Here is a 24,381-nt window from a genome sequence, read left to right on the forward strand (position 1 = left end):
AGGTCACCCGGCGGGCGACCCGCCTTCCTCGGCAGGGACCCCACCGGCGGCGGAAGGAGCATCACCGGCGGCGGAAGGTCCCTCACCAGCCGCGGCAGGTCCCTCACCGGCGGCCGTACGGGCATCGCCGACGGCCGTACGGACGACCGCTGCGCGGGCGGCCGTACGGGCGGCGGCGCGGGCGGCGCGTTCCGCCTTCCGGCGCGCCACCACCTCGGCGACCCGGACCGCCGACTCGGCCGGCGGCTCGTGTTCCCACACCCGGACGGCCAGCCAGCCCGCCTCCGCGAGCCGCGCGTCGGTGTCCCGGTCCCGGGCCCGGTTGCCCTCGATCTTCGCCCGCCAGAACTCCGCGTTGCGCCGGGGCCAGGTCGCGTGCTCCGGGCAGCCGTGCCAGAAACAGCCGTCCACGAAGACCGCGACCCGCGCCGGACCGAAGACGATGTCGGCCTCCCTGCGCACTCCCTTCACGGGGCGGCCGTGGACGCGGAACCGCAGCCCCGAGGCGTGCAGGGCCTTCCGTAGGGCCACCTCGATCTTGGTGTCCTTGCTCTTCTGCCGGCTCATGCGAGCGCGGACGTCGGGAGTGCTCTCCAGGGCTTCCACCCCTTCATTGTGGTGCCACGGGCAGCTCCAACTGGACGTGCCCCCGGGCCACGACCGTCGGTCGCGTCGGTCGCGGGCCGCCGCCGAACGCGAGCAGGACCCGCAGGGCCGCCAATACCTCCGCCGGGGTGTCGCGCACCATCGACGGGGTGGCGCTGACCACCAGGACACCGTGGGCCTCCAGGCGCAGTCGGCGCCGGAGGGTGGCCTGCCAGGCGTCGCGGGTGAAGTGGTACTCGACCGAGTCGACCTCCAGGGCCACCCCCTCGTCGGGCCAGTAGGCGTCCGGGGAGGCCAGAAAGGCCCCTTCGGGGGTGTGGAGGCGGGCGTTCCACAAGGGAGTGGGGAGGTCGCCGGCGGCCAGGGCCTCGCGGGCCCGGGCCTCGGCGACCGAGCGGACGCCCACCAGGAGTTCCGCGGCGGCCGCCCGGACGGCCGGGCGGGCCAGGAGGCGGGCGGAGCGGAGTTCGGCGTGCAAGTCCCGCGGGTGGCACCAGCCTGCCTGGACGACGTGCGCCAGGACGGAGCGGATGAGGTCGGGGTCCGTGGCGCGGGCCGCGAAATCGGCGGCGGCGCGCACCGGGCGGGTGCTCGGAACACCGTGGACGGCGATGGTGCGCGGCCACCGGGTGGTGGGGAACGGGCGGACCCCGCCGGTGGCCGCGACCCGGCGCGGGGCGCGGATCAGGACGTCGGCGGGGGTGTCCGGGGCGTCGCGGACGCCGAGCAGGGCGAGGGCGGCGCCGCCGGTGAGGGCGGCCGTGTCCCCGGTGAGCGGGTCGGCGGTGGGCTCGGCGGCGTACATCACGGCGGCGAGGGCGCGTTGCCGTCGGTCCGGGGGGCCGGTCTGGAGCAGGTGGACGCGGGGCAGCAACCGCTGCCAGGGGCCGCCCGGCCGGCTCCGGGAGGTGATCGTCCCGGCGGGGACGCCGGCGGCGAGGAGCTGCCGGCGGGTGGCCAGGCCGTACCGGTGCCGGGTGGGCCGGGACGTACCGGCGCCGTCGGCCGGGCGGGTCGAGCGGGTCGGCGGGCTCGGTGAGGTCGCGCGGCTCGGTCGGCTCTGGTGGGTCGGTGGGGTCGCGCGGCTCGGTGGGCTCGGTGAGGTCGCCCGGCTCGGAGGGGCCGTACGGCTTGGCGAGGTCGGCGGGATCGGCGGGGTCGCGCGGCTCGGTGAGGTCGGTGGGCTCGGTGAGGTCGCGCGGCTCGGTCGGCTCGGGTGGGTCGGTGGGGTCCGCATCGTGGTGGTCATGGCGCGGACCTGCCCGGTGGAGGTGCGGCCCACCCCCGGGCCGGGCAGAGATCAGCGGTTCGGGTGGTCCGGGGCCAGGAAGACGACGACGCCGGTCTCGGTGCCGGGCAGCGCGGTGACCTCGTGCCAGCCCAGGCGCCGGTACGTGGCCACGGTGTCGTGGGCGAGCCGGGAGGTCAGCAGCCAGGCGCGCCGGTCGGGGGCGTCGGCGGTGATCTCGGTGAGCAGGTCGCGGCCGGTGCCGCGGCCGCGCGCGTGGGGGCGTACGGCGAGTTCGTCTATCTCCAGCGCGCCGGTGAGGAGTTCCTTGACCCGGGCCGGTCCGAGCTGGGCGGCGACCTGGGCGTAGGCGCGATTCTTGGGGAAGGCGTTCGGGGTGAGCCAGCCGGTGGCGAAGCCGTCGATGCCGGTCGCGGACTGGGCGAGGGCGGTACGGAACCCACGGCGCCTGGCGTCGGCCGGGAGGCGGGCCGCGAACAGGCGAATGGTTTCTTCATCCTCGTTCCACGGTGGGGCGGAGAAGACGTCGGCGTAGGCGTCGACCAGTTCGTCCGCGAGGTCGAGGACGGCCTGTCCGTAGCAGATCACGATGTCCGGGCTCCTGATGTCGAGGGTGGGGCGGTGGGGTGGGCGGGTCCGCGCGGGCACGGGGACCCGAGGGCCGTGGTGGGGAATCTCCCGTTTGTCTTGGGAGAGCGAATTTATGCGCTTCGGGTTGCCGGGACGGGCATCACGCGGATCAGGAGAGTGTGCGACAAATCCCCTCCCCGGTCTCCGTGTCGGGAAACCGGGCGGAGCGTTGTCCAGCCGTGGACAGACTGTTTCGAGCGGCCGGCGGATGCGCCCTGGCCTTCCTCCTCGTGCTCGGGTGCGTGGCGTTGCTGCCACGTTCGGTGCAGGCCGCGGTACCGGACTCGGTGATCGGCGGGATCGCGATGGTGTGCGGGGCGTTGGGCGCCCGTCGGATGGCCCGGCGCTCGCGTTAGCCTCGTCGGACAACCGTACGCATGGTTCCCAGGACTGCAGGACTGCAGGACTGCAGGACTGCAGGACTGCCGGACTGCCGGACCGTGCGGGGTGACTACGTCAGAACGCGCAGAGGGAGTGGGACACATGGAGCGGGTACCGACCTCGTTGGTGGCGGCGGCCGGACTGGTGGGCGGCTACGCCGTGGCCCGGTGGACCGGGAAGCGGCCCCTGGGCGGGGTCGTTCTCGGCGCCGCCGGGATCGCCGCCGGCCGTGGCTGGCACCGCCGGGCCGGCGCGCCCGCCGCGGCCGGACTCGGGGCGCTGTACGTGGCCGGCTTCGCGGGCTCCCACCCCCTCGCCAAGAAGGTCGGCGCCTGGCCGGCCGTCTTCGGCGCGGCGGGCGTGGTCGCGGCCGCCGCCTGGGTCGTGGCCGACCGGGGCTGAGCCGCTCCCGCGGAGCCCGCCCGGGGCTGCGGGGCCCGCCCCGCGCCCCGGCAGGATCCGAGAGAGACGGCCCGCGCCCCGCACGCCCGCGCCCCGAAGACCTACGCCCCGAACGCCTTCGAGGCCGAGTAGATGAGCAGCCCCGCCAGCGCGCCCACGACCGTGCCGTTGATCCGGATGAACTGCAGGTCGCGCCCGATGTGCGCCTCGATCTTCCGCGAGGTGTGCTCCGCGTCCCATCCCGCCACCGTGTCGGTGATCAACGAGGTGACCTCCGTCCGGTAGGTGGTGACCACGTACACCAGGGCGCCCTCGATCCAGCCCTCCAGCTTTGCCTGGAGCCGGCCGTCCGTGGCCAGGCGCGCGCCCAGGGACATCAGCGAGGACCGCACTCGCAGGCGCAGTTCGCTCTGCTCGTCCTCGGCCGCCGAGAGGATCATCGCCCGGATCGCGGTCCAGGCCGAGGCGATCACGTCCTGCACCTCGCCCCGGGACAGGACGTCGTTCTTGAGCCGCTCTACCCGTGCCCGGGTGTCGGTGTCCGACTGCAGGTCGACCGCGAAGTCCTTCAGGAACCGGTCCACGGCGCCCCGTGCCGGGTGCTCGGGCATGTCCCGCATCTCGGTGACGAAGCGCAGCAGTTCCTTGTACACCCGGTCGCCGATCTTGCGGTCGACGAACCGGGGGGTCCAGCCGGGGGCACCGCCCTGTACCGCGTCCATGACCGAGTCCCCGTGCGTCACGAGCCAGTCGTGCGCCTTGACGCAGATCAGGTCGACGCCGCGGTGGTGCCCGCCGTCCGCGACGACCCGCTCCAGCATCTTGCCGATGCCGGGCGCGATCTCGGCGCTCTCGGCCCGTCTGGTGATCGCCTCGCCGACGACGGCCTGGACGTCGGCGTCGCGCAGGACGGTCAGGGCCCCGCGCAACGCGGTGGCCAACTCCGCCGTGACCCGGTCGGCGTGGGCGGGCTCCGCCAGCCAGGATCCGAGCCGGCCGCCGATCCCGAGCGCGCCGAGGCGGGCCCGCACGACTTCCGCGGAGAGGAAGTTCTCCCCGACGAACTCCCCGAGGGAGACGCCGAGCTGGTCCTTCTTCGTCGGGATGATCGCGGTGTGCGGGATGGGCAGGCCGAGCGGTCGCCGGAACAGCGCGGTGACCGCGAACCAGTCGGCGAGCGCGCCGACCATGCCCGCCTCGGCCGCCGCCGCCACGTACCCGGCCCAGGCGCCCGCGCCCCTGTGCTCCGCCCATGTGGCGAGCACGTAGACCAGTGCCACCAGGACCAGCAGGCCGGTGGCGGTGGCCTTCATCCGGCGTACGCCGCGCTGCCGCTCCTCGTCCGCCGCGTTGAACACGAACGCGCCCCGGGCGGGTGGTGCGGCCGGTGCCGCGGCCCCGGCGTGCGCCCTGTCGCGGTTGTCCACGTCTTCCACGTGCTCCTGCCTTCCCCCGGTGGCCGGTTTTGTCTGCATAGCATCCGACTCCCGGGAGGTCCGAGGAGTTCCCGGCGCGCCGTACCGATCCCCCCGAGGGGGGACCGTCGGCGATCCGGGCGAACGTCCCCGGCAAGATCCGCGAGGGACGGCCTACAGCTCCTTGCGGGGCCGCCCGCCGCGCGCCTGCTTGGGCGTCTTCGGCGGCTTGACCTTGATCTCGACCCCGCCCCAGAAGGCGAAGCCGTTCACGACCACCCGCGGAGCCCCCGGTTCCGCACGTTCGGAGGTCGGGCGCTGATCGAAGGCGCCCATCACCCCGATGCCCCGAACGTCCACCTCCACGCCCGGCGGCACGGTGATCTGGATGCCGCCCATGACGGCGACGCAGGTGATCACCACCTCGCGCTCGGCGAAGTTCGCCTCCCGCAGGTCCAGCTCGCCGCCGCCCCAGAACGCCACCGCGTTGAAGCGGGCGGGCACCGTCCAGTGCCCCTTGCGCTGGAAGCCCGACATCACGGCGACGGCCGTGGCGGAGGTGCCCGAGCCGCCGATCCGCGCGGGCCACGCGACACCGGAGCCGGCGGGCGCGGGCCGCCCGGACGCCAGGGGGGCCACGGCCCCCGGCGCGGCGGGCAGGTCGCTCGTCAGGGGTTCCAGCTCGCCGTAGGTACGGGACGCGTACGCCGCCTCCAGCCTCTCCTCGAACTCCGCCATGTCCAGCCGACCCTCGGCGACGGCGTCCCGCAGACGCTCCACCACCCGGTCCCGGTCGGCATCGGACGCCCTCAGTTCCGGCAACGGCCTCTCCGACCGATCGTCACTCATGTGGCCCAGCCTATGCAGTGATCCCGGCGAGTTGTATGGCCCGAGCGGCCCACCCCACCCGGGCTTTACCCCGAGTTCACCCCCGACCCGAGGCGTCACCCCCGCGCCGTGCGGCCCCCGACCCGAGGCGTCACCCCCGCCCCGCGCCGTGCGGCCCCCGACCCGAGGCGTCACCCCCGTCCCGCGTACATCCGCGCGATCACGTCCTCGATGTCCGGCTCCCGCACCGACAGGTCCACCAGCGGGTACTGCGCCGCCACCGCCGCCACGAGCGGCGCCGCCGACGCCTGCGCGGGGAACGCCAGCCACTGTCGGGGCCCGTCCACCCGCACCACCCGCGCCCCGACCACCTCGATCGGCGGGACCTCCCGTTCCAGGTCCACCACCAGCGTCCGCTCGCCCGCCCCGCCGGCCACCGAGGTGTGCAGCCCGCCCAGCGGGCCGTCGTACATCAACCGCCCGTGGTCGATCACCATCACCCGCTCGCAGAGCTGCTCGATGTCCTGGAGGTCGTGCGTGGTCAGCAGGACGGTCGTGCCCAGTTCCTCGTTCAACTGCCGCAGGAACCCGCGCACCTTCGCCTTGCTCACCACGTCGAGCCCGATCGTCGGCTCGTCCAGGTACAGCACGTCCGGATCGTGCAGCAGCGCCGCCGCGATGTCACCGCGCATCCGCTGCCCCAACGACAGTTGGCGTACCGGTACGTCGAGCAGCTCGGCCAGGTCCAACCGGTCCACGCAGCGTTCCAGGTTCTCCTTGAACCGCACCGCCGGGATCCGGTACATCCGCCGCATCAGCCCGTAGGAGTCCTTCAGCGGCAGGTCCCACCAGAGCGTGGTGCGCTGTCCGAACACCACCCCGATCCGGTGCGCGAGCCGCATCCGCTCCCGTGCCGGGTCGATGCCGGCCACGCGGAGCCGGCCGGCGCTCGGGGTGAGGATCCCCGTCAGCATCTTGATCGTGGTGGACTTCCCGGCGCCGTTCGGCCCGATGTAGCCGACCACCTCACCCCGCGCCACCTCGAAGCTGATCCCGTCCACGGCCCTGACCCGGCGTTTCTCCCGACGTACCAGGCCCACGCGGCGCCGTACGTCGAAGACCTTCTCGACCCCGTCCAGCGAGATCAACGTGTCCGTTCCCATCCCTGCCTCAACTCCCCGTGCTGCGGTACGAACGAACTCCCGCGCGCCACGCCAGCGACGCGGGCAGGAACACCACGAAGGCCACCAGGGGGCTCAGGCAGGCCACCCATCCCGGCAGGCCCAACGGGTCGGGCCGCCCCAGCAGGTGCAGTGCGGGCAGCCAGTTGACGAAGGCGAGCGGCACGATGAAGGTCACCCCGCGCAGCAGGTCCTTCGCGAAGACGGTCGGGGGGTACTGGAGCATCGTGCAGCCGCCGTAGGTGAAGGAGTTCTGCACCTCCGCCGCGTCGCCCGCGACGAACTGGAACGCCGCCCCGGCCACCATGACCGCCCCGAAGATCGCCGCCCCGGCCGTGATCATCACCGGTACCAGCAGCACCTTCCCGGGCGTCCACTCCACCTGCGGGCCCAGGGTCCAGAGCGCCCAGGTCAGCACACCGAGCCCCTGGGCGATCCGCCCCACCCGTCGCAACGCGAACCGGTCCGCCGCCACCTGCGCGAGCACCGGCACCGGCCGCACCAGCATCGTGTCGAGCGAGCCGTCCCGGATGCGGACGCCGATCCGGTCGGTGTTGCCCAGCAGCAGGTCCGCGAGGCCCAGGGAGGCGGAGCAGGACCCGTAGAGCAGGGCGATCTCGGGCAGCGTGAAGCCGCCCAGCGCGTCCACGTGCGAGAACATGATGGAGATCGCCACGAAGTCGAGCAGGGTGATCGCCGCGTTCCCGAAGGTGGACAGCAGGAACGACGCCCGGTACGTCATCGTCGAGCGGATCCACATCGCCGCGATCAGCCCGTAGCCCCGCAGTCCCTCCCGCACCCGACCGCGTCGCGGCAGGTCCGACAGCCCGATCGGCGGCCGCTCCAGCGTCGTCTCAGCCACCCTGGACCACCACCTTGCGCGTCGCAGCCGACTGGACCAGCCGCCCCAGCCCCAGCAGGACGACCGCCCAGAACACCTGGAAGCCCAGCGCCCCGGCGGCGTCCCCGGCCCCGGAGTGCTTGCCCATCAACACGTCCATCGGCACCTGGAGCATCGCCGCCCACGGCAGGGCGCGGACGAACTCCCCGAAGGCTCCGGGGAAGACCGTCAGCGGCAGCAGCATCCCCGAGCAGAAGATGGACACGACGGTCGCCATCATGTTGATCCCGGCCCCGTCCATCAGCCAGAAGGCGGCCAGCCCGAGCAGGTAGCGCACCCCGAAGCCGACCACCAGACCGAGCGTCACGGACACCAGGAAGAGCGCCCAGCGCCACGGGTCGGTGGGCAGCGCCAGCCGGAACGCGAGCGCGCCGGCCACGATCGGCAGTACCCCGCGCCCCAGCAGTTGGAAGGCGGCCCGGCCCAGGTCGGAGGCGAGCCACCACATCTGGAGGTCCGCCGGGCGGTACAGGTCCACGGCGATGTCCCCGGTACGGACCCGCTCCTGGATCTCCTCCTGGAACCCGCCCCCGATGAGCGCCCCGGCCGCCAGCAGCGACTGGCTGACCCAGACGAAGGTGAGGGCCTCGGCCTGGTCGTACCCGCCGAGACCGGGGCGCTCGTCCCAGAGCGCCATGTAGGTGTACGCGACGATGAAACCGAACACGGTGTTGGTGAACACACCGGCCGCGGTCGCCGTCCCGTAGGTGGCGTAGCGCCGGAATCCGCCGGCCGCGACGGCCGTGTAGAGAGCAGCTCTCTGACGCACCGTATCCCTCCGTTTCCCACGTCGTTCCTGTGTCGGCCAAAGCGCGCGAGCTTAGTGCGGAGGGGCGATCCACGCGACCGATTTATGCCCGTCCGGCGCGGAATCAGTGGCCATCAGGTAGACACCATGAGGGACAGATGTGGACATTTGGCACGACGGCCGCGAGGAGCCCAGGAGATGAGCGACCAGTCACCACCCCCGGGCTGGACTCCTCGCGACCCGGACTCCCCCGACGAACCGCAATCGACCCCGAACGTCGGACGCGGCCCCGGGGGCACGCCCCGGGAAGAGGGCGGCGGCGCGCGGACCGCCGGGAGCACCGCCGGGAGCACGGGCCCGAGGCCCGGCAAGGTCAGGCGCCGGCGGACCGGTTGGCGCCGGGCCCTCCCCACCTGGCGCATGCTCCTGGGCGGCGTCCTGCTGATCGCCCTGCTGGTCGGCGGCGCCCTGGTCGCCGGCTACCTGCTGGTCCGCATCCCGCCCGCCAACGCCGCCGCCACCGCCCAGTCCAACGTCTACCTCTACGCCGACGGCTCCCCGCTCGCCCGTGACGGCGAGGTCGACCGGGTCAACGTCGCGCTCTCCCAGGTCCCGCTCACGGTCCAGGAGGCCGTACTGGCCGCCGAGGACCGGGACTTCCACTCCGAACGGGCGGTGGACCCCAAGGCGATGCTCCGCGCCGCCTGGAACACGCTCACCGGCAAGGGCAAGCAGTCCGGGTCGACCATCACCCAGCAGTACGTCAAGAACTACTACCTGGGCCAGGAACAGACGGTGAAGCGGAAGGCCAAGGAGTTCTTCATCGCGATCAAACTCGGCCGCGAGAAGTCGAAGGACTACATCCTGGAGGGCTATCTGAACTCCAGTTACTTCGGCCGCAACGCCTACGGCATCCAGGCCGCCGCCCAGGCCTACTACGGCAAGGACGTGGGCACGCTCGGCACCGCCGAGGGCGCCTACCTCGCCACCCTCCTCAACTCCCCCAGCGCCTTCGACGTCGTCGCCCACCCGCAGAGCCGCGGCCGCGCCCTCGCCCGCTGGAACTACGTCCTCGACGGCATGGTGAAGAAGGGCTGGATGACCCCGGCCGAACGGGCGGCGGCCCGGTTCCCCGAACCGGGCAAACTCCGCCCGGCGGCCGGGCTGTCCGGGCAGCGTGGCTACCTCGTCGAAGCCGTCAAGGACTACATCGTCGATCGCGGGATCCTCGACGACAAGACCCTCGCCGAGGGCGGCTACCGGATCGCCACGACCATCGACAAGCGCCGCCAGAACGCCTTCGTCGCCGCCGTCGACACCGAGATGGTCTCCAAACTCGACCCGAAGACGCGCAAGGCCGACCGCGTCGTACGGGCCGGCGGGGTCTCCATCGACCCGGCCACCGGCAAGGTCGTCGCCATGTACGGCGGCATCGACTACACCCGGCAGTACGTGAACAACGCGACCCGGCACGACTACCAGGTGGCCTCCACCTTCAAGCCGTTCGTGTTCGCCGCCGCCGTCGAGAACGACTCCCGCACCCAGGACGGCCGACTCATCACCCCGAACACCGTCTACAACGGGGACAACAAGCGCCGGGTCGTCGGCACCCGGCTGGTCTACGCGCCGGAGAACGAGGGGCAGTTGTCGTACGGGGACATCACCGTGAACACCGCCACCGACCTCTCCGTCAACACCGTCTTCGCGCAGATGGTCGTCGACGTCGGCACCGACAAGGTCAAGAAGACCGCCGTCGCCCTCGGAATCCCCGCGAACACCCCCAACTGGGATCCCGGCCCGGCGATGGCGCTCGGCACCATCCAGGCCAGCGTCCTCGACATGACCCAGGCCTACGCGACGCTCGCCGACCACGGCCGCCGCACCCCGTACACCTTCCTGGAGAAGATCAGCAAGGGCGACGACACCGTCCGCCTCCCCGACCGCACCCCACAGCAGGCCGTCAGCCGCGAGTCGGCCGACACCACCACCTCGATGCTGGTCAGCGTGGTGGACAACGGCACCGGCACGGCCGCGCTCGCCGCCGGCCGGCCGGCGGCCGGCAAGACCGGCACCGCCGAACTGGACCGCGCCGCCTGGTTCGCCGCGTACACCCCGGACCTGGTCACGGTGGTCTCGATGATGGGCCAGGACCCCGACACGGGCAGGCTGGAGTCCCTGTACGGGGCGCTCGGCGAGAGCCGCATCGGCGGCGGCGGGTATCCGGCGCGCATCTGGGCGGCGTACACGAAGACGGCCCTGGAGGCCACGGACCCGGTCGACTTCGACCTCGAACTCCAGGAGGGCGCGGCCCCACCCCCCGTGCCGCCCGTCGAGCCGAGCCGGCCGCAGAGCCCGGGCAGCCGCACCCCCGCCGCGCCCGTGTCACCGAGCCGGCCCGCCCGCCCGAGCGACGGCGGGGACCAGGGCGGCCGGGACCAGGGCCGGACACAGGGGCAGGGGCAGAACGAGGGCCAGGGCCGCGACCAGGGGCAGACCGACGGCGGACGGAACACGGGCGGCGACACCAACGGAGGGCAGGGCACCGGGGGCGACACCCAGGGCGGCCAGACCAACGGCGGACAGGCCACCGCGGGCCGGACCACCGGGGGCGACACCGGCGGCGGCCAGACCCGGGGCGGCCAGAGCACCGGGGGCGAGGGCCAGGGCGACCAGCCCCCGGACCAGGGCCCGGGCGGACCCCTCCGGGGCCGCCGTCCCCCGGCGGACTACCTGGAGTGACGCACGCCGGCCCGAAGCGCGCGGCCGGACGGCGCCCGGTCAGTGACCGGAGGTCGCTTTCAGGCCCACCACGGCGACCAGCAGCAGGCAGATGAAGAAGATCCGGGCGGCGGTGACGGGCTCACCGAGCACCGCCATCCCCAACACCGCCGCGCCGGCCGCGCCGATGCCCACCCAGACCCCGTAGGCCGTGCCGATCGGCAGGGTCTTGGCGGCGTAGGACAGCAGCACCATGCTGGCGACGATCCCGGCGCCGGTGAACACGCTGGGCCAGAGTCGGGTGAATCCCTCGGTGAACTTCATGCCGATCGACCAGCCGACTTCGAGCAGACCGGCGACGACGAGCAGAACCCAGGCCATGACAGGCACCTCCGGAACGAGAGCGAACGGGGTGCGTCGTCTTGTCGTACAGCCAAGGCCACCCGGTACGGCGCGTCTCGTCGGGGTTCCTTCCCACCGTAGCAAAGGAGCACGAAAAGGGCCGGTGACCTCCGCCACCAGCCCTTCGCCCCGCTCGCGGCGCCCCTACGGGTCCCGCGGCGCTCCTACAGGTACAGCCCGGTGGAATCCTCGGACCCCGCGAGCCGCTCCGCGGCCACCGCGTGCAGGTCCCGCTCGCGCATCAGCACGTACGTCGCCCCGCGCACCTCGACCTCGGCCCGGTCCTCGGGGTCGTACAGCACCCGGTCGCCGGGCTCCACGCCCCGGACGTTCTGTCCGACCGCGACCACCTCGGCCCAGGCGAGCCGCTTGCCCACCGCGGCCGTCGCCGGGATCAGGATGCCGCCGCCCGAGCGCCGCTCGCCCTCGGGAGAGTCGGATCGCACGAGCACGCGGTCGTGCAGCATGCGGATGGGCAGCTTGTCGTGGGTGGTGGTGTCGTCGCTCACGCCCCGAACCTACCCGCCCGCGCGCCCGGTGTGCGCCGGCGGGCCATCAGCGCTTGCGGCGCACGGCCAGCACCACCAGACCGGCGACGCCGACCGCGAACAGCGCGAGCGGCACGATCCGTTCGAGGCGCGGCGCCCCGTCGTCGTGCCGCAGGCCGTCCTTCACGTCCGTCACCAGACGGTTCGCGGTGACGACGGCGCGCCCGGCGGTGTGGTCGACGACGCCGACCACCCGGGCCTTGGCGTCCCCGACGATCGTCTTCGGGTGCACGCGCACACCGATCTCGTCGAGCGTCTCGGCCAGCTGCTCCCGGCGACGGACGATGTCCGCCTCGATCTGTGCGGGGGTCCTGGCATCCTGTGCGGGGGTCCTGGCTTCCGGCACCGCGCTGCCTCCGTCGTCGTGGTCGGTCGTGAAGGGGGCGTAGCCCACCATGAACAGTCTGTCAGCTTAGTCTCGGACCGTACCGATCCCCTCCCGAGGAGACTCCTGACATGAGCGAGCGACTTGAGCCGGGCGACACCGCCCCCGCCTTCACCCTGCCCGACGCGGACGGCAACGAGGTCTCGCTTGCCTCCCACAAGGGCCGCAAGGTCATCGTGTACTTCTATCCGGCCGCCCTGACGCCGGGCTGCACCAAGCAGGCGTGCGACTTCACGGACAATCTGGCGGTACTCGCCCAGGCGGGTTACGACGTCATCGGAGTCTCCCCGGACAAGCCGGAGAAGCTGGCGAAGTTCCGCGAGCAGGAGAACCTGAAGGTGACCCTGGTCGGCGACCCCTCCAAGGAGGTCCTGGCGGCGTACGGGGCCTTCGGCGAGAAGAAGCTGTACGGCAAGACGGTCACCGGGGTCATCCGCTCGACGGTGGTCGTGGACGAGGACGGCAAGGTCGAGCGGGCCTTCTACAACGTCAAGGCCACCGGCCACGTAGCCAAGATCATCAAGGACCTCGGGATCTGATCCGGCCCGGGGGGCCTGCGGGCACCTCGCCCCAACTGCCGCGCGACCACCGACACATGGTGTCGTGAGACCGCCGCCGCGAGATCGACCGGTCCTGCCGGCCGGGGCGGCCGGCCGCCCGCTATCATGGCAGGCGGCCGGCGGCGGTGGCGCAACGGCGACGCAGCAGACTTAGGATCTGTGGCCCGTGAAACGGCTTGAGGGTTCGAATCCCTTCCGCCGCACCCGTGAGGGCCTGTGAATCGAAACGCGATTCACAGGCCCTTCGTGCTACCCGAGCAGTTCGCGGATCACGGGGACCAGGGCCCGGAAGGCCTGACCCCGGTGGGAGATGGCGTTCTTCTCCGCCGCGGTGAGTTCCGCGCAGGTGCGGGTGTCGCCCGAGGGCTGGAGGATCGGGTCGTAGCCGAAGCCGCCGGCGCCGGCCGGGGTGTGGCGCAGGGTGCCGAGGAGCCGCCCTTCGACGACGCGTTCGGTTCCGTCCGGCAGGGCGAGGGCGGCGGCGCAGGCGAAGTGGGCGCCGCGGTGCTCGTCGGCGATGTCCCCGATCTGGGCCAGGAGCAGGTCCAGGTTGGCCTTGTCGTCGCCGTGGGTGCCGGCCCAGCGGGCGGAGAAGATGCCGGGGGCGCCGTTCAGGACGTCCACGCAGAGGCCGGAGTCGTCGGCCACGGCCGGCAGGCCGGTGGCCCGGGCGAGGGCGTGCGCCTTGAGCAGGGCGTTCTCGGCGAAGGTGACGCCGGTTTCCTTGACGTCGGGGATCTCCGGGTACGCGTCCGCGCCGACCAGCTCGTGCGGCAGGCCGGCGTCGGACAGGATGGCGTGGAGTTCGGAGATCTTGCCCGCGTTGCGGGTGGCGAGGATCAGGCGCGGCGAGGTCGTCATGCGCCGATTATCCCGCGTCGCCCGGCGGCGCCCGGCGACGGGTCAGCCGGGGGTGCAGACCTTGGAGATCTCCGAGGCGGCGTCGGCGACCGGCTGGATGTCGGGGTTGACGTTGCCGCCCTCGATGGAGGTGCGGACGTTCTTCACGGCGGTGGTCATCGAGTCGATGGCCTTGCCCAGGTCGGCGTTGTCGGTCTGGTCGCCGATCTTCTTCAGGTTGGTGTCGATGGCGTTGAGGGCGTTCTGCGCGTCCTGCGGGCTGTTGCCGGCCTGCGAGACCGCCTGCTGGAGGTCGTTGGCGCTGTCCGCGATGGCCACGGCCGTGTTGGCACAGTCCATCGCGGTGGAGATGGCGTCGCAGGAGGTGAGCGCCGGCACGGCGAGGGCGGCCGCGAGGGCGACGGCGGCTATGCGGTGCTTCGGCTTGAACTTGGGCTTGGGCTTGGGCGAGAGCTTCATGCGGGTCCCCCCGGAAGTCGTGGATGCCCGGGTCCACGGGGCGCGGATACCCGGATGCGCGGATACGTGGACGGGCGCACGGTGGTGACACCGTGCGCCCGTACCGCGTCATCCGCGTAGACGCCGGGCGACGCCCGGCGGTTGCCGTCAGGGGGCCTGGAGCTCCAGGGCGCCGAGCTGGAGGGCCTGGAGGTCGGCGCAGCCGCCGGCGGCGAGGTCGAGGAGGGCGTTCAGTTCCTTGCGGTCGAAGGGCTCGCCCTCGGCGGTGCCCTGGACCTCGACGAAGCGGCCGTCGCCGGTGCAGACGACGTTCATGTCGGTCTCGGCGCGCACGTCCTCCTCGTAGCAGAGGTCGAGGAGGGGTTCGCCGTCGACGATGCCGACGCTGACGGCGGCCACGGTGCCGACGAGGGGCTTGCGGCCCGCCTTGATCAGCTTCTTCTTCTGGCCCCAGGCGACGGCGTCGGCGAGGGCGACGTAGGCACCGGTGATGGCGGCGGTGCGGGTGCCGCCGTCGGCCTGGAGGACGTCGCAGTCGAGGACGATCGTGTTCTCGCCGAGGGCCTTGTAGTCGATGACGGCGCGCAGCGAGCGGCCGATGAGGCGGGAGATCTCGTGGGTGCGCCCGCCGATCTTGCCGCGGACGGACTCGCGGTCGCCGCGGGTGTTGGTGGAGCGGGGCAGCATCGAGTACTCGGAGGTGACCCAGCCTTCGCCGCTGCCCTTGCGCCAGCGCGGGACGCCTTCGGTGAAGGAGGCGGTGCAGAAGACCTTCGTGTCGCCGAAGGAGATGAGGACGGAGCCCTCTGCGTGCTTGCTCCATCCGCGTTCGATGGTGACCGGGCGGAGCTGTTCGGGCGTGCGGCCGTCGATGCGAGACATGATGCCGAGCCTAGTCGGTGCGGGGGTACGAGAAGACCCCGTCCGGATGGGTCCGGTACGGGGTCCTGCCCTACGGGCGCGGGGTGCGCGCGCGGGGGTGCCGAGCGGGTGGGCTCAGCTCACATCATGTCTTCGATGTCGGCGGCGATCGGGTCGGCGTCGGTGCCGATGACGACCTGGATCGCGGTGCCCATCTTGACGACGCCGTGGGCGCCGGCGGCCTTCAGCGCGATCTCGTCGACCAGGCCCGGGTCCTTGACCTCGGTGCGCAGGCGGGTGATGCAGCCCTCGACCTCTTCGATGTTGTCGATACCGCCGAGCCCGGCGACGATCTTCTCAGCCTTGGTGGCCATCTGTTTCTCCCTGAGTGTTACGAAGAACGAGTCTCGGCGGCCGGATGCCTGACTACCCACCCGGGAGCTCCGCTTCGTCACGGTAACTCACGGTTGGCCCATCTACACGAGCGCGTGCCCGGCATCTGCCGAATGATGACGATCAGCTTCAACCTGCCCTCCGGGCGGGTGAAATGCCATCACATCACAAGTGGTCTACACCAGTGTGCCGCACATGGCGCGACTGCCAAAACGGGCCGGCCAGGGAGGACGCCGATGAGCACGAGCAGCGCCGCGGCAGCACCACGACCACAGTGGTGGAACGGCCTGTTCCAGGGGCTGCAGAAGATGGGGCGGAGCCTCCAACTGCCCATCGCCGTGCTGCCCGCCGCGGGCATCCTCAACCGTCTCGGCCAGCCCGACGTCTTCGGCGCGGAGGGTCTCGCCTGGAACGACGTGGCCCGGGTCATGGCGAGCGCGGGCGGCGCCCTGCTCAACGCCGACCTCGGCCTGCCCCTCCTCTTCTGCATCGGCGTCGCGATCGGCATGGCCAAGAAGGCGGACGGTTCGACCGCGCTGGCCGCCGTCGTGGGCTTCCTCGTCTACCGGAGCGTGCTGCGCGCCTTCCCCCAGCCCTGCCCCGTGGGGACCCGCGACATCGGGGGCGGCTGCCTGGGGGCGGACGGCGCGTTCGCCGAGTACACCTTCCAGAACCCGGGGGTCTTCGGCGGCATCGTGATGGGCCTGCTGTCGGCCTGGTTCTGGCAGCGCTACCACCGGGTGAAGCTGGTCGACTGGTTGGGCTTCTTCAACGGCCGGCGCCTGGTCCCGATCATCATGGCGTTCGTCGCGATCGGCTTCGCCGTCATCTGCCTGTGGATCTGGCCGCCGATCGGTGACGCGCTGGAGAGCTTCTCCGACTGGCTGGTGGGGCTGGGTTCGTGGGGCGCGGGCATCTTCGGCGTCGCGAACCGCGCGCTGCTGGTGATCGGCCTGCACCAGTTCCTGAACGTGCCGGTGTGGTTCCAGTTCGGCAGTTACACCAAGCCGGACGGGCAGGTGGTCCACGGTGACATCGCCATGTTCCTGGCGGGCGACCCGAACGCCGGACAGTTCCTCTCCGGCTTCTTCCCGATCATGATGTTCGCGCTCCCGGCGGCGGCGCTGGCCATCACGCACTGCGCGAAGCCGGTGCGCCGCAAGGAGGTCGGCGGTCTGATGCTGTCGGTGGCCCTGACGTCCTTCGTCACCGGCATCACCGAGCCGCTGGAGTACTCGTTCCTGTTCGTGGCGCCGCTGCTCTACGTGATCCACGCGCTGCTGACGGGCGTCTCGATGGCGGTGACGTGGGCGCTCGGCGTCCACGACGGCTTCAGCTTCTCGGCCGGCCTGATCGACTACGTCATCAACTGGGGGCTCGCCACGAAGCCCTGGCTGATCATCCCGATCGGCCTGGGATTCGCGGCCGTCTACTACGCGGTGTTCCGTTTCGCGATCACGAGGTTCGACATCCCGACACCGGGTCGGGAGACGGACGAGGAGATCGAGGCGATGGAGGCGGACAACACCAAGGCGTAGCGGCGGGCCCCGGCCGTACGGAACCCACACGGGCGGCCACGGGCCGGACGGCGCCGGCCGGTGGCACGACCTCACCAAAACAGTGGATATAGTCGCAGGACGGGCTCAAGTCCCGAACTTCAAGGCCCTCGGACCCTCAGGGATCCGGGGGCTTTTGCCACGTGTGCCCCCATGTGGTCCGGGCCACGAAAATGACGGGTTCCTTACGTAGACCTCACCGTGCTACAACTGGTCTACACCACCAAGTGGTGTAGACCATGAGGGCTTGTCCGGCCCCGGGTCCCCCCTTTCTGAGACGCCGCCAAGCCCCCGTTTCCATGCCCCCGGGCGGCGCCTTGCCCACTGGAGGAAGACCATGTCCACAGCCACCGCTGCGGAAACGAAGAAGGGCGCTGGTGTGATGGCCGTCATGCAGCGCATCGGCCGGAGCCTCATGCTCCCCGTCGCGGTGCTGCCGGCAGGCGCGCTGCTCGTCCGCCTGGGCAATGACGACATGCTCGGCAGGCCGTCACTGCCGGACTTCCTCACCAAGATCGCGGGCTACATGTCCGCCGGCGGCGGTGCGATCCTCGACAACATGGCGCTGCTGTTCGCCGTGGGCATCGCGATCGGCTTCGCGAAGAAGTCGGACGGCTCGACCGCCCTGGCCGCGGTGACCGGTTACCTGGTCTTCAAGAACGTGCTCGCCACGTTCACCGACCCGAACCTGCCGAAGGTTGGCAAGGTGGTCGACGGCAAGATCGTCATGGTCGAGGCGGCGGTGGACGCCAAGGTCCTCGGCGGTGTCGTGATGGGCATCGTCGTCGCGCTGCTCTACCAGAAGTTCTACCGGACCAAGCTGCCGGACTGGGCGGGCTTCTTCGGCGGTCGCCGGCTGGTCCCGATCCTCTCCGCCTTCGCCGGTCTGGTCATCGGTGTCGTCTTCGGTTTCATCTGGCCGGTGCTCGGCACCGGTCTGCACAACTTCGGTGAGTGGCTGGTCGGTTCCGGCGCGGTCGGCGCGGGCATCTTCGGTGTCGCCAACCGTGCGCTGATCCCCGTCGGCATGCACCACCTGCTGAACTCCTTCCCGTGGTTCCAGGCCGGCGAGTACCAGGGCAAGAGCGGTGACATCGGCCGCTTCCTCGCCGGTGACCCCAGCGCCGGACAGTTCATGACCGGCTTCTTCCCGATCATGATGTTCGCCCTCCCGGCCGCCTGTCTCGCCATCGTCCACTGCGCCCGCCCCGAGCGTCGCAAGGTCGTCGGCGGCATGATGCTCTCCCTCGCGCTCACCGCGTTCGTCACCGGTGTGACCGAGCCCATCGAGTTCACCTTCATGTTCATCGCCCCGGTGCTGTACGCGATCCACGCGGTACTCACCGGTGTCTCCATGGCGCTGACCTGGGCACTCGGTATGAAGGACGGCTTCGGCTTTTCCGCCGGCGCGGTCGACTTCTTCCTGAACCTCGGTATCGCGACGAACCCGTGGGGCCTGGCCGGTGTCGGTCTGTGCTTCGCGGTCCTCTACTACGCGATCTTCCGGTTCGCGATCACCAAGTTCAACCTGCCGACGCCGGGCCGCGAGTCCGACGAGGAGCTCGCCGAGCTCCAGAAGGCCGAGGCGAAGTAGGCCTCGCGCACTACGCGCAAAAGCCCCCGCCCTTCCGGAAGGAAGAGCGGGGGCTTCGTCGTACCGGGCGCGGGCGGCGGTGCGCTGCCGGTGCTCGGTGTCTCGGACCGCGCGGGGCGGGAAGACGACGCCGGTGCGTCAGACCTCGTAGACGGCGCCCGGGTGCGCGAGATCGACCCGGCCGTCGTAGACCGCGCGGGCGTCGGCGAGGTTCTGCTCGGCGTCCGTCCACGGCGGTACGTGGGTCAGGACGAGCCGGCCGACCTTGCCGCCGCGCGCGTACTCGCCGGCCTCGCGGCCGTTGAGGTGGAGGTCCGGGATGTCCTCCTTGCCGTGCGTGAAGGAGGCCTCGCACAGGAACAGGTCGGCGCCCTCGGCCAACAGGCCCAGCTCGGCGCAGGTGCCGGTGTCCCCGGAGTAGGTGAGGGAGCGGCCCTCGTGCTCGACGCGGATGGCGTAGGAGTCGACGGGGTGGCGGACCTTCTCGGTACGGACCTGGAAAGGGCCGATCTCGAAGCTGCCCGACTTCAGGGTCCGGAAGTCGAAGACCTCGCTCATCGAGTTCGCGTCGGGCACGTCCTCGTACGCCGTGGTGAGCCGCTGCTCGGTGCCCTCGGGTCCGTAGACGGGGATCGTCCCGCAGCGACCGCCCTCGTGCCGGTAGTAGCGGGCGACGAAGTACGCGCACATGTCGATGCAGTGGTCGGCGTGCAGGTGGCTCAGGAAGATCGCGTCGAGGTCGTAGAGACCGCAGTGGCGTTGCAGCGCGCCGAGGGAGCCGTTGCCCATGTCGAGGAGCAGCCGGAAGCCGTCGGCCTCGACGAGGTAGCTCGAACAGGCCGATTCCGCGGACGGGAACGACCCCGAGCAGCCGACGACGGTGAGCTTCATGGAGCGTGAACCTCCGTGGACGGTCCGTGGACGGAATGCGGGCCGTGCGTGGGTCGAGCGTAAGGCGCGAAACGTCCGGTCGCTCCTCCGCGGCGGGCCGTTGTGGGGCGAATCACCTGTGCTGTCACCCGGGGGAGCGACGGCGGGTACGGACGTTGCCACCGCTGCCGTGCCGGGGGGCCGTGGCGAGACTACGGTCGGAACATGGACACGTCCTGGTGGCCCGCCGTCGCCGCGGCCGTCGCCGTGGTCGTGCTGGTGCTGGTCCCCGGGCCGGGCCGGTGGGTCGGGCGGGGCCGTGCGGCGCCGCACGGTCCGGGGCCGCCGCCCCGGGTGCGGCCGGGTGAGCTGTGGACCCTGACGGACGGGCGACCGTGCCTGGTGTTGTCCGTACGGGCCCGGCGGGCGCGGGTCGCGTGGATCACCCGTAAGTACGACGACCGGCACGCGGGGGTGATCCCGTTGCCGCCGGGGGTGGTCGGGGCGCAGGGTCGCAAGAGCTTCCTGGAGGCGGACCGGCCGCAGGAGGTGTCCCTGTGGGAGTTCGCGCGCCGGTCGGGCGTGGTGGACCCGACGGTGTGGGACGAGGTCAAGGGGCTCGGCGGAGGAGCGGGATGACGGTGTCGACGGTGCGGACGCGGCGCGTCCACGATCCCCCCGAGCCGGGGGCGGACGGCGTACGGGTCCTCGTGGACCGGCTGTGGCCGCGCGGGGTGGCGAAGGCCGCGGCCGCCGTGGACGAGTGGCCGAAGGCGGTGACCCCGTCGACGGAGCTGCGGAAGTGGTTCCACTCGGGCGCGGGGACGGCGGCGGAGTTCCGGGCCCGGTACGCGGCGGAGCTGACGGCGCCGGAGGCGGTGGCGGAGCTGGACCGGCTGCGGGCGCTGGTGGCGCGGGGCCCGGTGACGCTGCTGACGGCGGTGCGGGACCCGGGGTCGAGCCACGCGGCGGTCCTGGCGGAGCTGCTCCGGGCGGACTGACCGGGCCCGGGCCGTCTCTTCCGGATCTTGCCTGACCCGCGCCGCCCGGCACGATCCGAAAGAAGCGGCCCGGCCCGTCCCCGCGGGGCGGGGTCGGGCCGGGCACGGGCGGTGCGGTCGGGCCGGGGCCCGGCACGATCCGGGAGAGACGCGTCAGGCCCAGAGCTGACCCTGGAGGACCTCGATGGCCTCCTCCGTGGTCTCGGCCGTGTAGACGCCGGTGGACAGGTACTTCCAGCCGCCGTCGGCGACCACGAAGACGATGTCGGCGCTCTCGCCGGCCGCGACCGCCTTGCGGCCCACGCCGATCGCCGCGTGCAGGGCGGCGCCCGTGGAGACGCCGGCGAAGATGCCCTCCTCGCGCAGGAGTTCCCGGGTGCGGGTGACCGCGTCGGCCGAGCCGACCGAGAAGCGGGTGGTGAGCACCGAGGCGTCGTACAGCTCGGGGACGAAGCCCTCGTCGAGGTTGCGCAGCCCGTAGACGAGGTCGTCGTAGCGGGGTTCCGCGGCGACGATCCTGACGCCGGGCACGTGCTCGCGCAGGTAGCGGCCGACGCCCATCAGGGTGCCGGTGGTGCCGAGGCCCGCGACGAAGTGGGTGATCGACGGGAGGTCGGCGAGGATCTCCGGGCCGGTCGTGGCGTAGTGGGCGCCCGCGTTGTCCGGGTTCCCGTACTGGTAGAGCATCACCCAGTCGGGGTGCTCGGCCGCCAGTTCCTTCGCCACCCGCACGGCGGTGTTCGAACCGCCCGCCGCCGGGGACGGGATGATCTCGGCTCCCCACATCCGAAGGAGGTCGCGGCGCTCCTGCGAGGTGTTCTCGGGCATGACGCACACGATCCGGTAGCCCTTGAGCTTCGCGGCCATGGCGAGCGAGATGCCCGTGTTGCCGGAGGTGGGCTCCAGGATGGTGCAGCCCGGGAACAGCCGCCCGTCCTTCTCGGCCTGCTCGACCATGTGGAGCGCGGGGCGGTCCTTGATCGAGCCGGTCGGGTTCCGGTCCTCCAGCTTCGCCCAGATCCGCACGTCGGCGGAGGGCGAGAGCCGGGGCAGCCGGACCAGCGGCGTGTTGCCCACGGCCGCGAGCGGGGAGTCGTAGCGCATTACTTGGAGCCCGCCCGTCGCCCGTCCACCGCCCCGGCCGGACGCGGCTGCGCCGCGGCAGATCCTCCCGCCACGGCCGGGAGGATGGTGACGCTGTCGCCGTCCTTGAGCTCGGTGGAGATCCCCGCGAGGAAGCGGACGTCCTCGTCGTTGAGGTAGACGTTCACGAAGCGGCGCAGCTCGCCGCCCTTGGACGCGTCGACGATGCGCTCCTGGATGCCCTTGTGGCGGGTCTCCAGGTCCGAGAACAGGTCGGCCAGGGTGCTGCCCTCACCGGTGACGGCCTTCTCGCCGTCGGTGTAGGTGCGGAGGATGGTGGGGATGCGGACCTCGATGGCCATGGCAGGCTCCAGTGTCGTCTAAGCGTGAAGAGTGGGAACGCGCGTGGGGGCCCAGCGCGGCGGGGCTGTGGTGCTCAGGCAGCAGGACAGATGGCGCTTGCGAGGCGGCACAGGTCGACGTGCAGTCGTGCCACGAGCAGCAGCCTGCCGGGCGTCTCGATGCTCACGTCGTGGGAAACCATGCGGTCATGTTAACGATTCCCCGTCCCCCGTTTGGAGTGTGATCCCGCATCGTGGACCGATACCGCTCACATACTGGTCAGTAGGCCTCGACGACCCGCACTTCCTCCTCCGTGATGACCCCGTCGACGATCCGGTACGAGCGGAACTGGAACTCCCCGAGCCCGTCCTGGTCGGCCGTCGAGACGAGCACGTAGTGCGCTCCGGGCTCGTTGGCGTAGGTGACGTCGGTGCGCGAGGGGTAGGCCTCGGTCGCGGTGTGCGAGTGGTAGACGATCGCGGGTTCCTCGTCGCGGTCGTCGAGTTCGCGGTAGAGCCTGAGCAGGTCCTTGGAGTCGAACTCGTAGAACGTGGGCGACCGGGCCGCGTTCAGCATCGGGATGAACCGCTCCGGGCGGCCGGTGCCCGCCGGGCCCGCCACGATCCCGCACGCCTCGTCGGGGTGGTCCTTGCGGGCGTGCTCGACGATCCGGTCGTACAGCGTCTGGGTGAGGGTCAGCATGAGCGACAGGATAAGCAGACGGGCCCGCTCGTACCGAGGCGTGGTACGAGCGGGCCCGAATGGCGGACACGGGCCCCGGATCGGCGGGGCCGGAGCGGTTCCCGGCCCTGACGGGCGGCCGGGACCCGCGGGGCGGGCGGCGGCCCCGGCGGGCCGCCGGAGGGGCTACGCGCCCTTGGAGGTCTCGTCGACCGGGGCCGGCTCGGCGCTCTTGCCGAAGGCGGCGCCCGACGGGTTGCGGGACTTCATGACCAGGTACGAGACACCCAGGATCAGGCCCCACAGCGGGGCGCAGTACAGGGAGACCCGCGCGTCCTTGTCGGCGCCCATCATCACGATGACCATGCCGATGAAGAGCAGCGCGAACCAGCTCGTGTACGGGGCTCCGGGCGCCCGGAACGGGGACTGCGGGAGCAGGCCGCGGTCCGCCTTGGCGCGGTAGCGGATCTGGCAGACCAGGATCATGATCCAGGCCCACATGCCCGAGATGGTGGCGAAGGAGACGACGTAGTCGAAGGCCTTGCCCGGGGCGACGTAGTTGATCCAGACGCCGACCAGCATCAGGGCCGCGGAGAAGGTGGTGCCGACGAGCGGGGTGCCGCTCTTGGTGAGCTTCGTGAAGAACTTCGGGCCCTGGCCGTTGAGCGCGAGGTCGCGCAGCATGCGGCCGGTGGAGTACATGCCCGAGTTGCAGGACGACAGGGCGGCGGTCAGCACGACGAAGTTGACGATGGCGGCGCCGACGCCGAGGCCCATCTTCTCGAAGGCGGCCACGAAGGGGCTGACACCGGGCTGGAACTCGTGCCACGGGACGACCGACAGGATCATGATCAGCGCGCCGACGTAGAAGACGGCGATGCGCCACGGCACGGTGTTGATGGCCTTGGGCAGGGTCTTCTCGGGGTTCTTGGACTCGCCGGCGGTGACGCCGACCAGCTCGACCGCGAGGAAGGCGAACATGACGATCTGCAGGGTCATCAGCGTGCCGCCGATGCCCTTGGGGAAGAAGCCGCCGTCGTTCCACAGGTTCGTGACGGTCGCCGTGTCGGCGGCGTCGGAGAAGCCGATGGTGAGGATGCCGGCGCAGATCAGGATCATGCCGACGATGGCGGTGACCTTGACCATGGAGAACCAGAACTCCAGCTCACCGAAGAGCTTCACGGAGATCAGGTTGGCGCCGTAGAGGATGACGGTGAAGATCAGCGCGTACGCCCATTGCGGGAAGCTGTCATGGGTCCAGTACGACATGTACTGCGCGGCCGCGGTGACCTCGGTGATGCCGGTGACCACCCAGAACAGCCAGTACGTCCAGCCGGTCACGTACCCCCAGAAGGGGCCGAGGAACTCGCGGGCGTAGTCCGAGAACGACCCGGACACCGGGCGGTACATGAGCAGCTCGCCCAGGGCGCGCATGATGAAGAAGATGACCAGGCCCGCGATGGCGTAGGCCAGGATCAGGCTGGGGCCGGCCTTGGAGATGGCCTTGCCCGCTCCCAGGAACAGGCCGGTGCCGATGGCCCCGCCGATCGCGATCATCTGGATCTGGCGGGCGCCGAGTGCGCGGTGGTAACCCTCGCCGCCCTCGGCCCCGGTGCCCTCGCCGGGCGTCTTGTCGTGCTCGACCTGCACAGAGGTCATGTCTGGTGCGCCTTTCTCCACGCCGACCCGCGCCTTCGAAAGGCTGCGGATCGGGTCCTCGATCCCC

Annotated in this window: 29 protein-coding genes, 1 tRNA gene and 1 riboswitch; of the genes, 9 read left to right on the forward strand and 21 right to left on the reverse strand. The window is 71.6% G+C overall.

The features are described from left to right. Positions 1 to 3: 3 nt before the first annotated feature. The 3 genes from ACFYW3_RS08915 to ACFYW3_RS08925 form a co-directional block, all read right to left on the reverse strand. A complete protein-coding gene (locus ACFYW3_RS08915; protein ID WP_389385920.1) occupies positions 4 to 606 on the reverse strand; it encodes a very short patch repair endonuclease in 603 nt (200 codons plus the stop codon). 4 nt (positions 607 to 610) lie between these two features. After that, a complete protein-coding gene (locus tag ACFYW3_RS08920) occupies positions 611 to 1,480 on the reverse strand; it encodes a hypothetical protein (protein ID WP_389385921.1) in 870 nt (289 codons plus the stop codon). Between the two features lie 426 nt (positions 1,481 to 1,906). Next, complete coding sequence (locus ACFYW3_RS08925) at positions 1,907 to 2,443, reverse strand: GNAT family N-acetyltransferase (protein ID WP_234350314.1); 537 nt, start codon at positions 2,441 to 2,443, stop codon at positions 1,907 to 1,909. 221 nt (positions 2,444 to 2,664) lie between these two features. Between ACFYW3_RS08925 and ACFYW3_RS08930 the strand changes: the two genes are divergently transcribed. Together ACFYW3_RS08930 and ACFYW3_RS08935 are read left to right on the forward strand one after the other, a co-directional pair. After that, a complete protein-coding gene (locus ACFYW3_RS08930; protein ID WP_351759004.1) occupies positions 2,665 to 2,841 on the forward strand; it encodes a hypothetical protein in 177 nt (58 codons plus the stop codon). 127 nt (positions 2,842 to 2,968) lie between these two features. Continuing rightward, positions 2,969 to 3,268, forward strand: coding sequence for a hypothetical protein (locus tag ACFYW3_RS08935; protein ID WP_053683112.1), 300 nt, complete (start codon positions 2,969 to 2,971; stop codon positions 3,266 to 3,268). A 101-nt stretch (positions 3,269 to 3,369) separates the two neighbouring features. On the opposite strand, the gene ACFYW3_RS08940 is transcribed toward ACFYW3_RS08935, so the two are convergent. The 5 genes from ACFYW3_RS08940 to ACFYW3_RS08960 form a co-directional block, all read right to left on the reverse strand. Then, complete coding sequence (locus ACFYW3_RS08940; RefSeq protein ID WP_351759001.1) at positions 3,370 to 4,743, reverse strand: DUF445 domain-containing protein; 1,374 nt, start codon at positions 4,741 to 4,743, stop codon at positions 3,370 to 3,372. Positions 4,744 to 4,857: 114 nt separating this feature from the next. Continuing rightward, on the reverse strand, positions 4,858 to 5,532 hold the full coding sequence (locus ACFYW3_RS08945) for a DUF1707 domain-containing protein (RefSeq protein WP_351758998.1): 675 nt from the start codon (positions 5,530 to 5,532) through the stop codon (positions 4,858 to 4,860). Between the two features lie 170 nt (positions 5,533 to 5,702). Next, positions 5,703 to 6,674, reverse strand: coding sequence for an ATP-binding cassette domain-containing protein (locus ACFYW3_RS08950; protein WP_389385922.1), 972 nt, complete (start codon positions 6,672 to 6,674; stop codon positions 5,703 to 5,705). Between the two features lie 7 nt (positions 6,675 to 6,681). After that, positions 6,682 to 7,554, reverse strand: a complete 873-nt coding sequence (locus ACFYW3_RS08955; RefSeq protein ID WP_389385923.1) for an ABC transporter permease — start codon at positions 7,552 to 7,554, stop codon at positions 6,682 to 6,684. Further along, the gene (locus tag ACFYW3_RS08960; protein ID WP_351758993.1) at positions 7,547 to 8,362 is read right to left on the reverse strand and encodes an ABC-2 family transporter protein; all 816 of its coding nucleotides are present in this window, start codon (positions 8,360 to 8,362) and stop codon (positions 7,547 to 7,549) included. Before ACFYW3_RS08960 ends, ACFYW3_RS08955 begins: the two co-directional genes overlap by 8 nt. Before the next feature lie 177 nt (positions 8,363 to 8,539). Here ACFYW3_RS08960 and ACFYW3_RS08965 point away from each other — a divergent pair, with 177 nt between their 5' ends. After that, on the forward strand, positions 8,540 to 11,080 hold the full coding sequence (locus ACFYW3_RS08965; RefSeq protein WP_389385924.1) for a transglycosylase domain-containing protein: 2,541 nt from the start codon (positions 8,540 to 8,542) through the stop codon (positions 11,078 to 11,080). A 39-nt stretch (positions 11,081 to 11,119) separates the two neighbouring features. Here the strand turns inward: ACFYW3_RS08965 and ACFYW3_RS08970 are convergent, their stop codons facing one another. From ACFYW3_RS08970 to ACFYW3_RS08980, 3 genes are all read right to left on the reverse strand, one after another. Then, positions 11,120 to 11,440: a multidrug efflux SMR transporter gene (locus ACFYW3_RS08970; RefSeq protein ID WP_007264331.1), complete on the reverse strand. Its 321-nt coding sequence runs from the start codon at positions 11,438 to 11,440 to the stop codon at positions 11,120 to 11,122. Between the two features lie 30 nt (positions 11,441 to 11,470). Continuing rightward, positions 11,471 to 11,554: riboswitch (guanidine-III (ykkC-III) riboswitch) on the reverse strand. A 71-nt stretch (positions 11,555 to 11,625) separates the two neighbouring features. Then, complete coding sequence (locus ACFYW3_RS08975) at positions 11,626 to 11,928, reverse strand: co-chaperone GroES (RefSeq protein WP_267801653.1); 303 nt, start codon at positions 11,926 to 11,928, stop codon at positions 11,626 to 11,628. An 88-nt stretch (positions 11,929 to 12,016) separates the two neighbouring features. After that, entirely contained in the window at positions 12,017 to 12,406 is a 390-nt protein-coding gene (locus tag ACFYW3_RS08980; RefSeq protein WP_351758988.1) for a DUF3618 domain-containing protein, read from the reverse strand. Positions 12,407 to 12,465: 59 nt separating this feature from the next. Between ACFYW3_RS08980 and bcp the strand changes: the two genes are divergently transcribed. Together bcp and ACFYW3_RS08990 are read left to right on the forward strand one after the other, a co-directional pair. Further along, positions 12,466 to 12,933 carry a thioredoxin-dependent thiol peroxidase gene (gene bcp / locus ACFYW3_RS08985; RefSeq protein ID WP_266947601.1) on the forward strand — a complete coding sequence of 156 codons (468 nt, stop codon included), beginning with the start codon at positions 12,466 to 12,468 and terminating at the stop codon, positions 12,931 to 12,933. 140 nt (positions 12,934 to 13,073) lie between these two features. Next, positions 13,074 to 13,157: transfer RNA gene (locus ACFYW3_RS08990), tRNA-Leu, on the forward strand. A gap of 46 nt (positions 13,158 to 13,203) precedes the next feature. Here ACFYW3_RS08990 and rdgB read toward each other — a convergent pair. The 4 genes from rdgB to ACFYW3_RS09010 all read right to left on the reverse strand — a co-directional run bounded on the left by rdgB (position 13,204) and on the right by ACFYW3_RS09010 (position 15,569). After that, positions 13,204 to 13,815, reverse strand: coding sequence for an RdgB/HAM1 family non-canonical purine NTP pyrophosphatase (gene rdgB, locus ACFYW3_RS08995; protein ID WP_351758985.1), 612 nt, complete (start codon positions 13,813 to 13,815; stop codon positions 13,204 to 13,206). A gap of 42 nt (positions 13,816 to 13,857) precedes the next feature. Beyond that, positions 13,858 to 14,274, reverse strand: a complete 417-nt coding sequence (locus ACFYW3_RS09000; RefSeq protein ID WP_389385925.1) for a hypothetical protein — start codon at positions 14,272 to 14,274, stop codon at positions 13,858 to 13,860. Between the two features lie 147 nt (positions 14,275 to 14,421). After that, positions 14,422 to 15,156 (reverse strand): ribonuclease PH, encoded by a 735-nt coding sequence (gene rph, locus ACFYW3_RS09005; RefSeq protein WP_053683092.1) that lies wholly within the window; start codon positions 15,154 to 15,156, stop codon positions 14,422 to 14,424. Between the two features lie 119 nt (positions 15,157 to 15,275). Beyond that, positions 15,276 to 15,569 (reverse strand): PTS glucose/sucrose transporter subunit IIB, encoded by a 294-nt coding sequence (locus tag ACFYW3_RS09010; protein ID WP_351758980.1) that lies wholly within the window; start codon positions 15,567 to 15,569, stop codon positions 15,276 to 15,278. Positions 15,570 to 15,764: 195 nt separating this feature from the next. On the opposite strand from ACFYW3_RS09010, the gene ACFYW3_RS09015 reads away from it, so the two are divergent. Together ACFYW3_RS09015 and ACFYW3_RS09020 are read left to right on the forward strand one after the other, a co-directional pair. Continuing rightward, entirely contained in the window at positions 15,765 to 17,066 is a 1,302-nt protein-coding gene (locus tag ACFYW3_RS09015) for a PTS transporter subunit EIIC (RefSeq protein WP_389385926.1), read from the forward strand. Positions 17,067 to 17,421: 355 nt separating this feature from the next. Further along, positions 17,422 to 18,678 (forward strand): PTS transporter subunit EIIC, encoded by a 1,257-nt coding sequence (locus ACFYW3_RS09020; protein WP_351758974.1) that lies wholly within the window; start codon positions 17,422 to 17,424, stop codon positions 18,676 to 18,678. 138 nt (positions 18,679 to 18,816) lie between these two features. Here the strand turns inward: ACFYW3_RS09020 and ACFYW3_RS09025 are convergent, their stop codons facing one another. Then, positions 18,817 to 19,569 carry an MBL fold metallo-hydrolase gene (locus ACFYW3_RS09025; protein WP_351758971.1) on the reverse strand — a complete coding sequence of 251 codons (753 nt, stop codon included), beginning with the start codon at positions 19,567 to 19,569 and terminating at the stop codon, positions 18,817 to 18,819. 204 nt (positions 19,570 to 19,773) lie between these two features. On the opposite strand from ACFYW3_RS09025, the gene ACFYW3_RS09030 reads away from it, so the two are divergent. After that, positions 19,774 to 20,187, forward strand: a complete 414-nt coding sequence (locus ACFYW3_RS09030; protein WP_351758968.1) for a hypothetical protein — start codon at positions 19,774 to 19,776, stop codon at positions 20,185 to 20,187. Beyond that, positions 20,184 to 20,549 carry a DUF488 domain-containing protein gene (locus ACFYW3_RS09035; RefSeq protein ID WP_389385927.1) on the forward strand — a complete coding sequence of 122 codons (366 nt, stop codon included), beginning with the start codon at positions 20,184 to 20,186 and terminating at the stop codon, positions 20,547 to 20,549. Before ACFYW3_RS09030 ends, ACFYW3_RS09035 begins: the two co-directional genes overlap by 4 nt. Positions 20,550 to 20,702: 153 nt before the next feature. Here ACFYW3_RS09035 and ACFYW3_RS09040 read toward each other — a convergent pair whose 3' ends face one another. From ACFYW3_RS09040 to ACFYW3_RS09060, 5 genes are all read right to left on the reverse strand, one after another. After that, positions 20,703 to 21,653 (reverse strand): PLP-dependent cysteine synthase family protein, encoded by a 951-nt coding sequence (locus tag ACFYW3_RS09040; protein ID WP_053683079.1) that lies wholly within the window; start codon positions 21,651 to 21,653, stop codon positions 20,703 to 20,705. Further along, a complete protein-coding gene (locus tag ACFYW3_RS09045) occupies positions 21,653 to 21,994 on the reverse strand; it encodes a MoaD/ThiS family protein (RefSeq protein WP_351758962.1) in 342 nt (113 codons plus the stop codon). The genes ACFYW3_RS09040 and ACFYW3_RS09045 overlap by 1 nt, the downstream gene beginning before the upstream one ends. Before the next feature lie 74 nt (positions 21,995 to 22,068). Then, positions 22,069 to 22,176: a putative leader peptide gene (locus ACFYW3_RS09050; protein WP_311736929.1), complete on the reverse strand. Its 108-nt coding sequence runs from the start codon at positions 22,174 to 22,176 to the stop codon at positions 22,069 to 22,071. A gap of 77 nt (positions 22,177 to 22,253) precedes the next feature. Further along, positions 22,254 to 22,676, reverse strand: coding sequence for a Mov34/MPN/PAD-1 family protein (locus ACFYW3_RS09055; protein WP_389385928.1), 423 nt, complete (start codon positions 22,674 to 22,676; stop codon positions 22,254 to 22,256). A 165-nt stretch (positions 22,677 to 22,841) separates the two neighbouring features. After that, the gene (locus ACFYW3_RS09060) at positions 22,842 to 24,314 is read right to left on the reverse strand and encodes an amino acid permease (RefSeq protein ID WP_351758957.1); all 1,473 of its coding nucleotides are present in this window, start codon (positions 24,312 to 24,314) and stop codon (positions 22,842 to 22,844) included. Between the last annotated feature and the right edge of the window lie 67 nt (positions 24,315 to 24,381).

The sequence above is a fragment of the Streptomyces sp. NPDC002602 genome, assembly GCF_042889445.1.
Classification (GTDB): Bacteria; Actinomycetota; Actinomycetes; order Streptomycetales; family Streptomycetaceae; genus Streptomyces.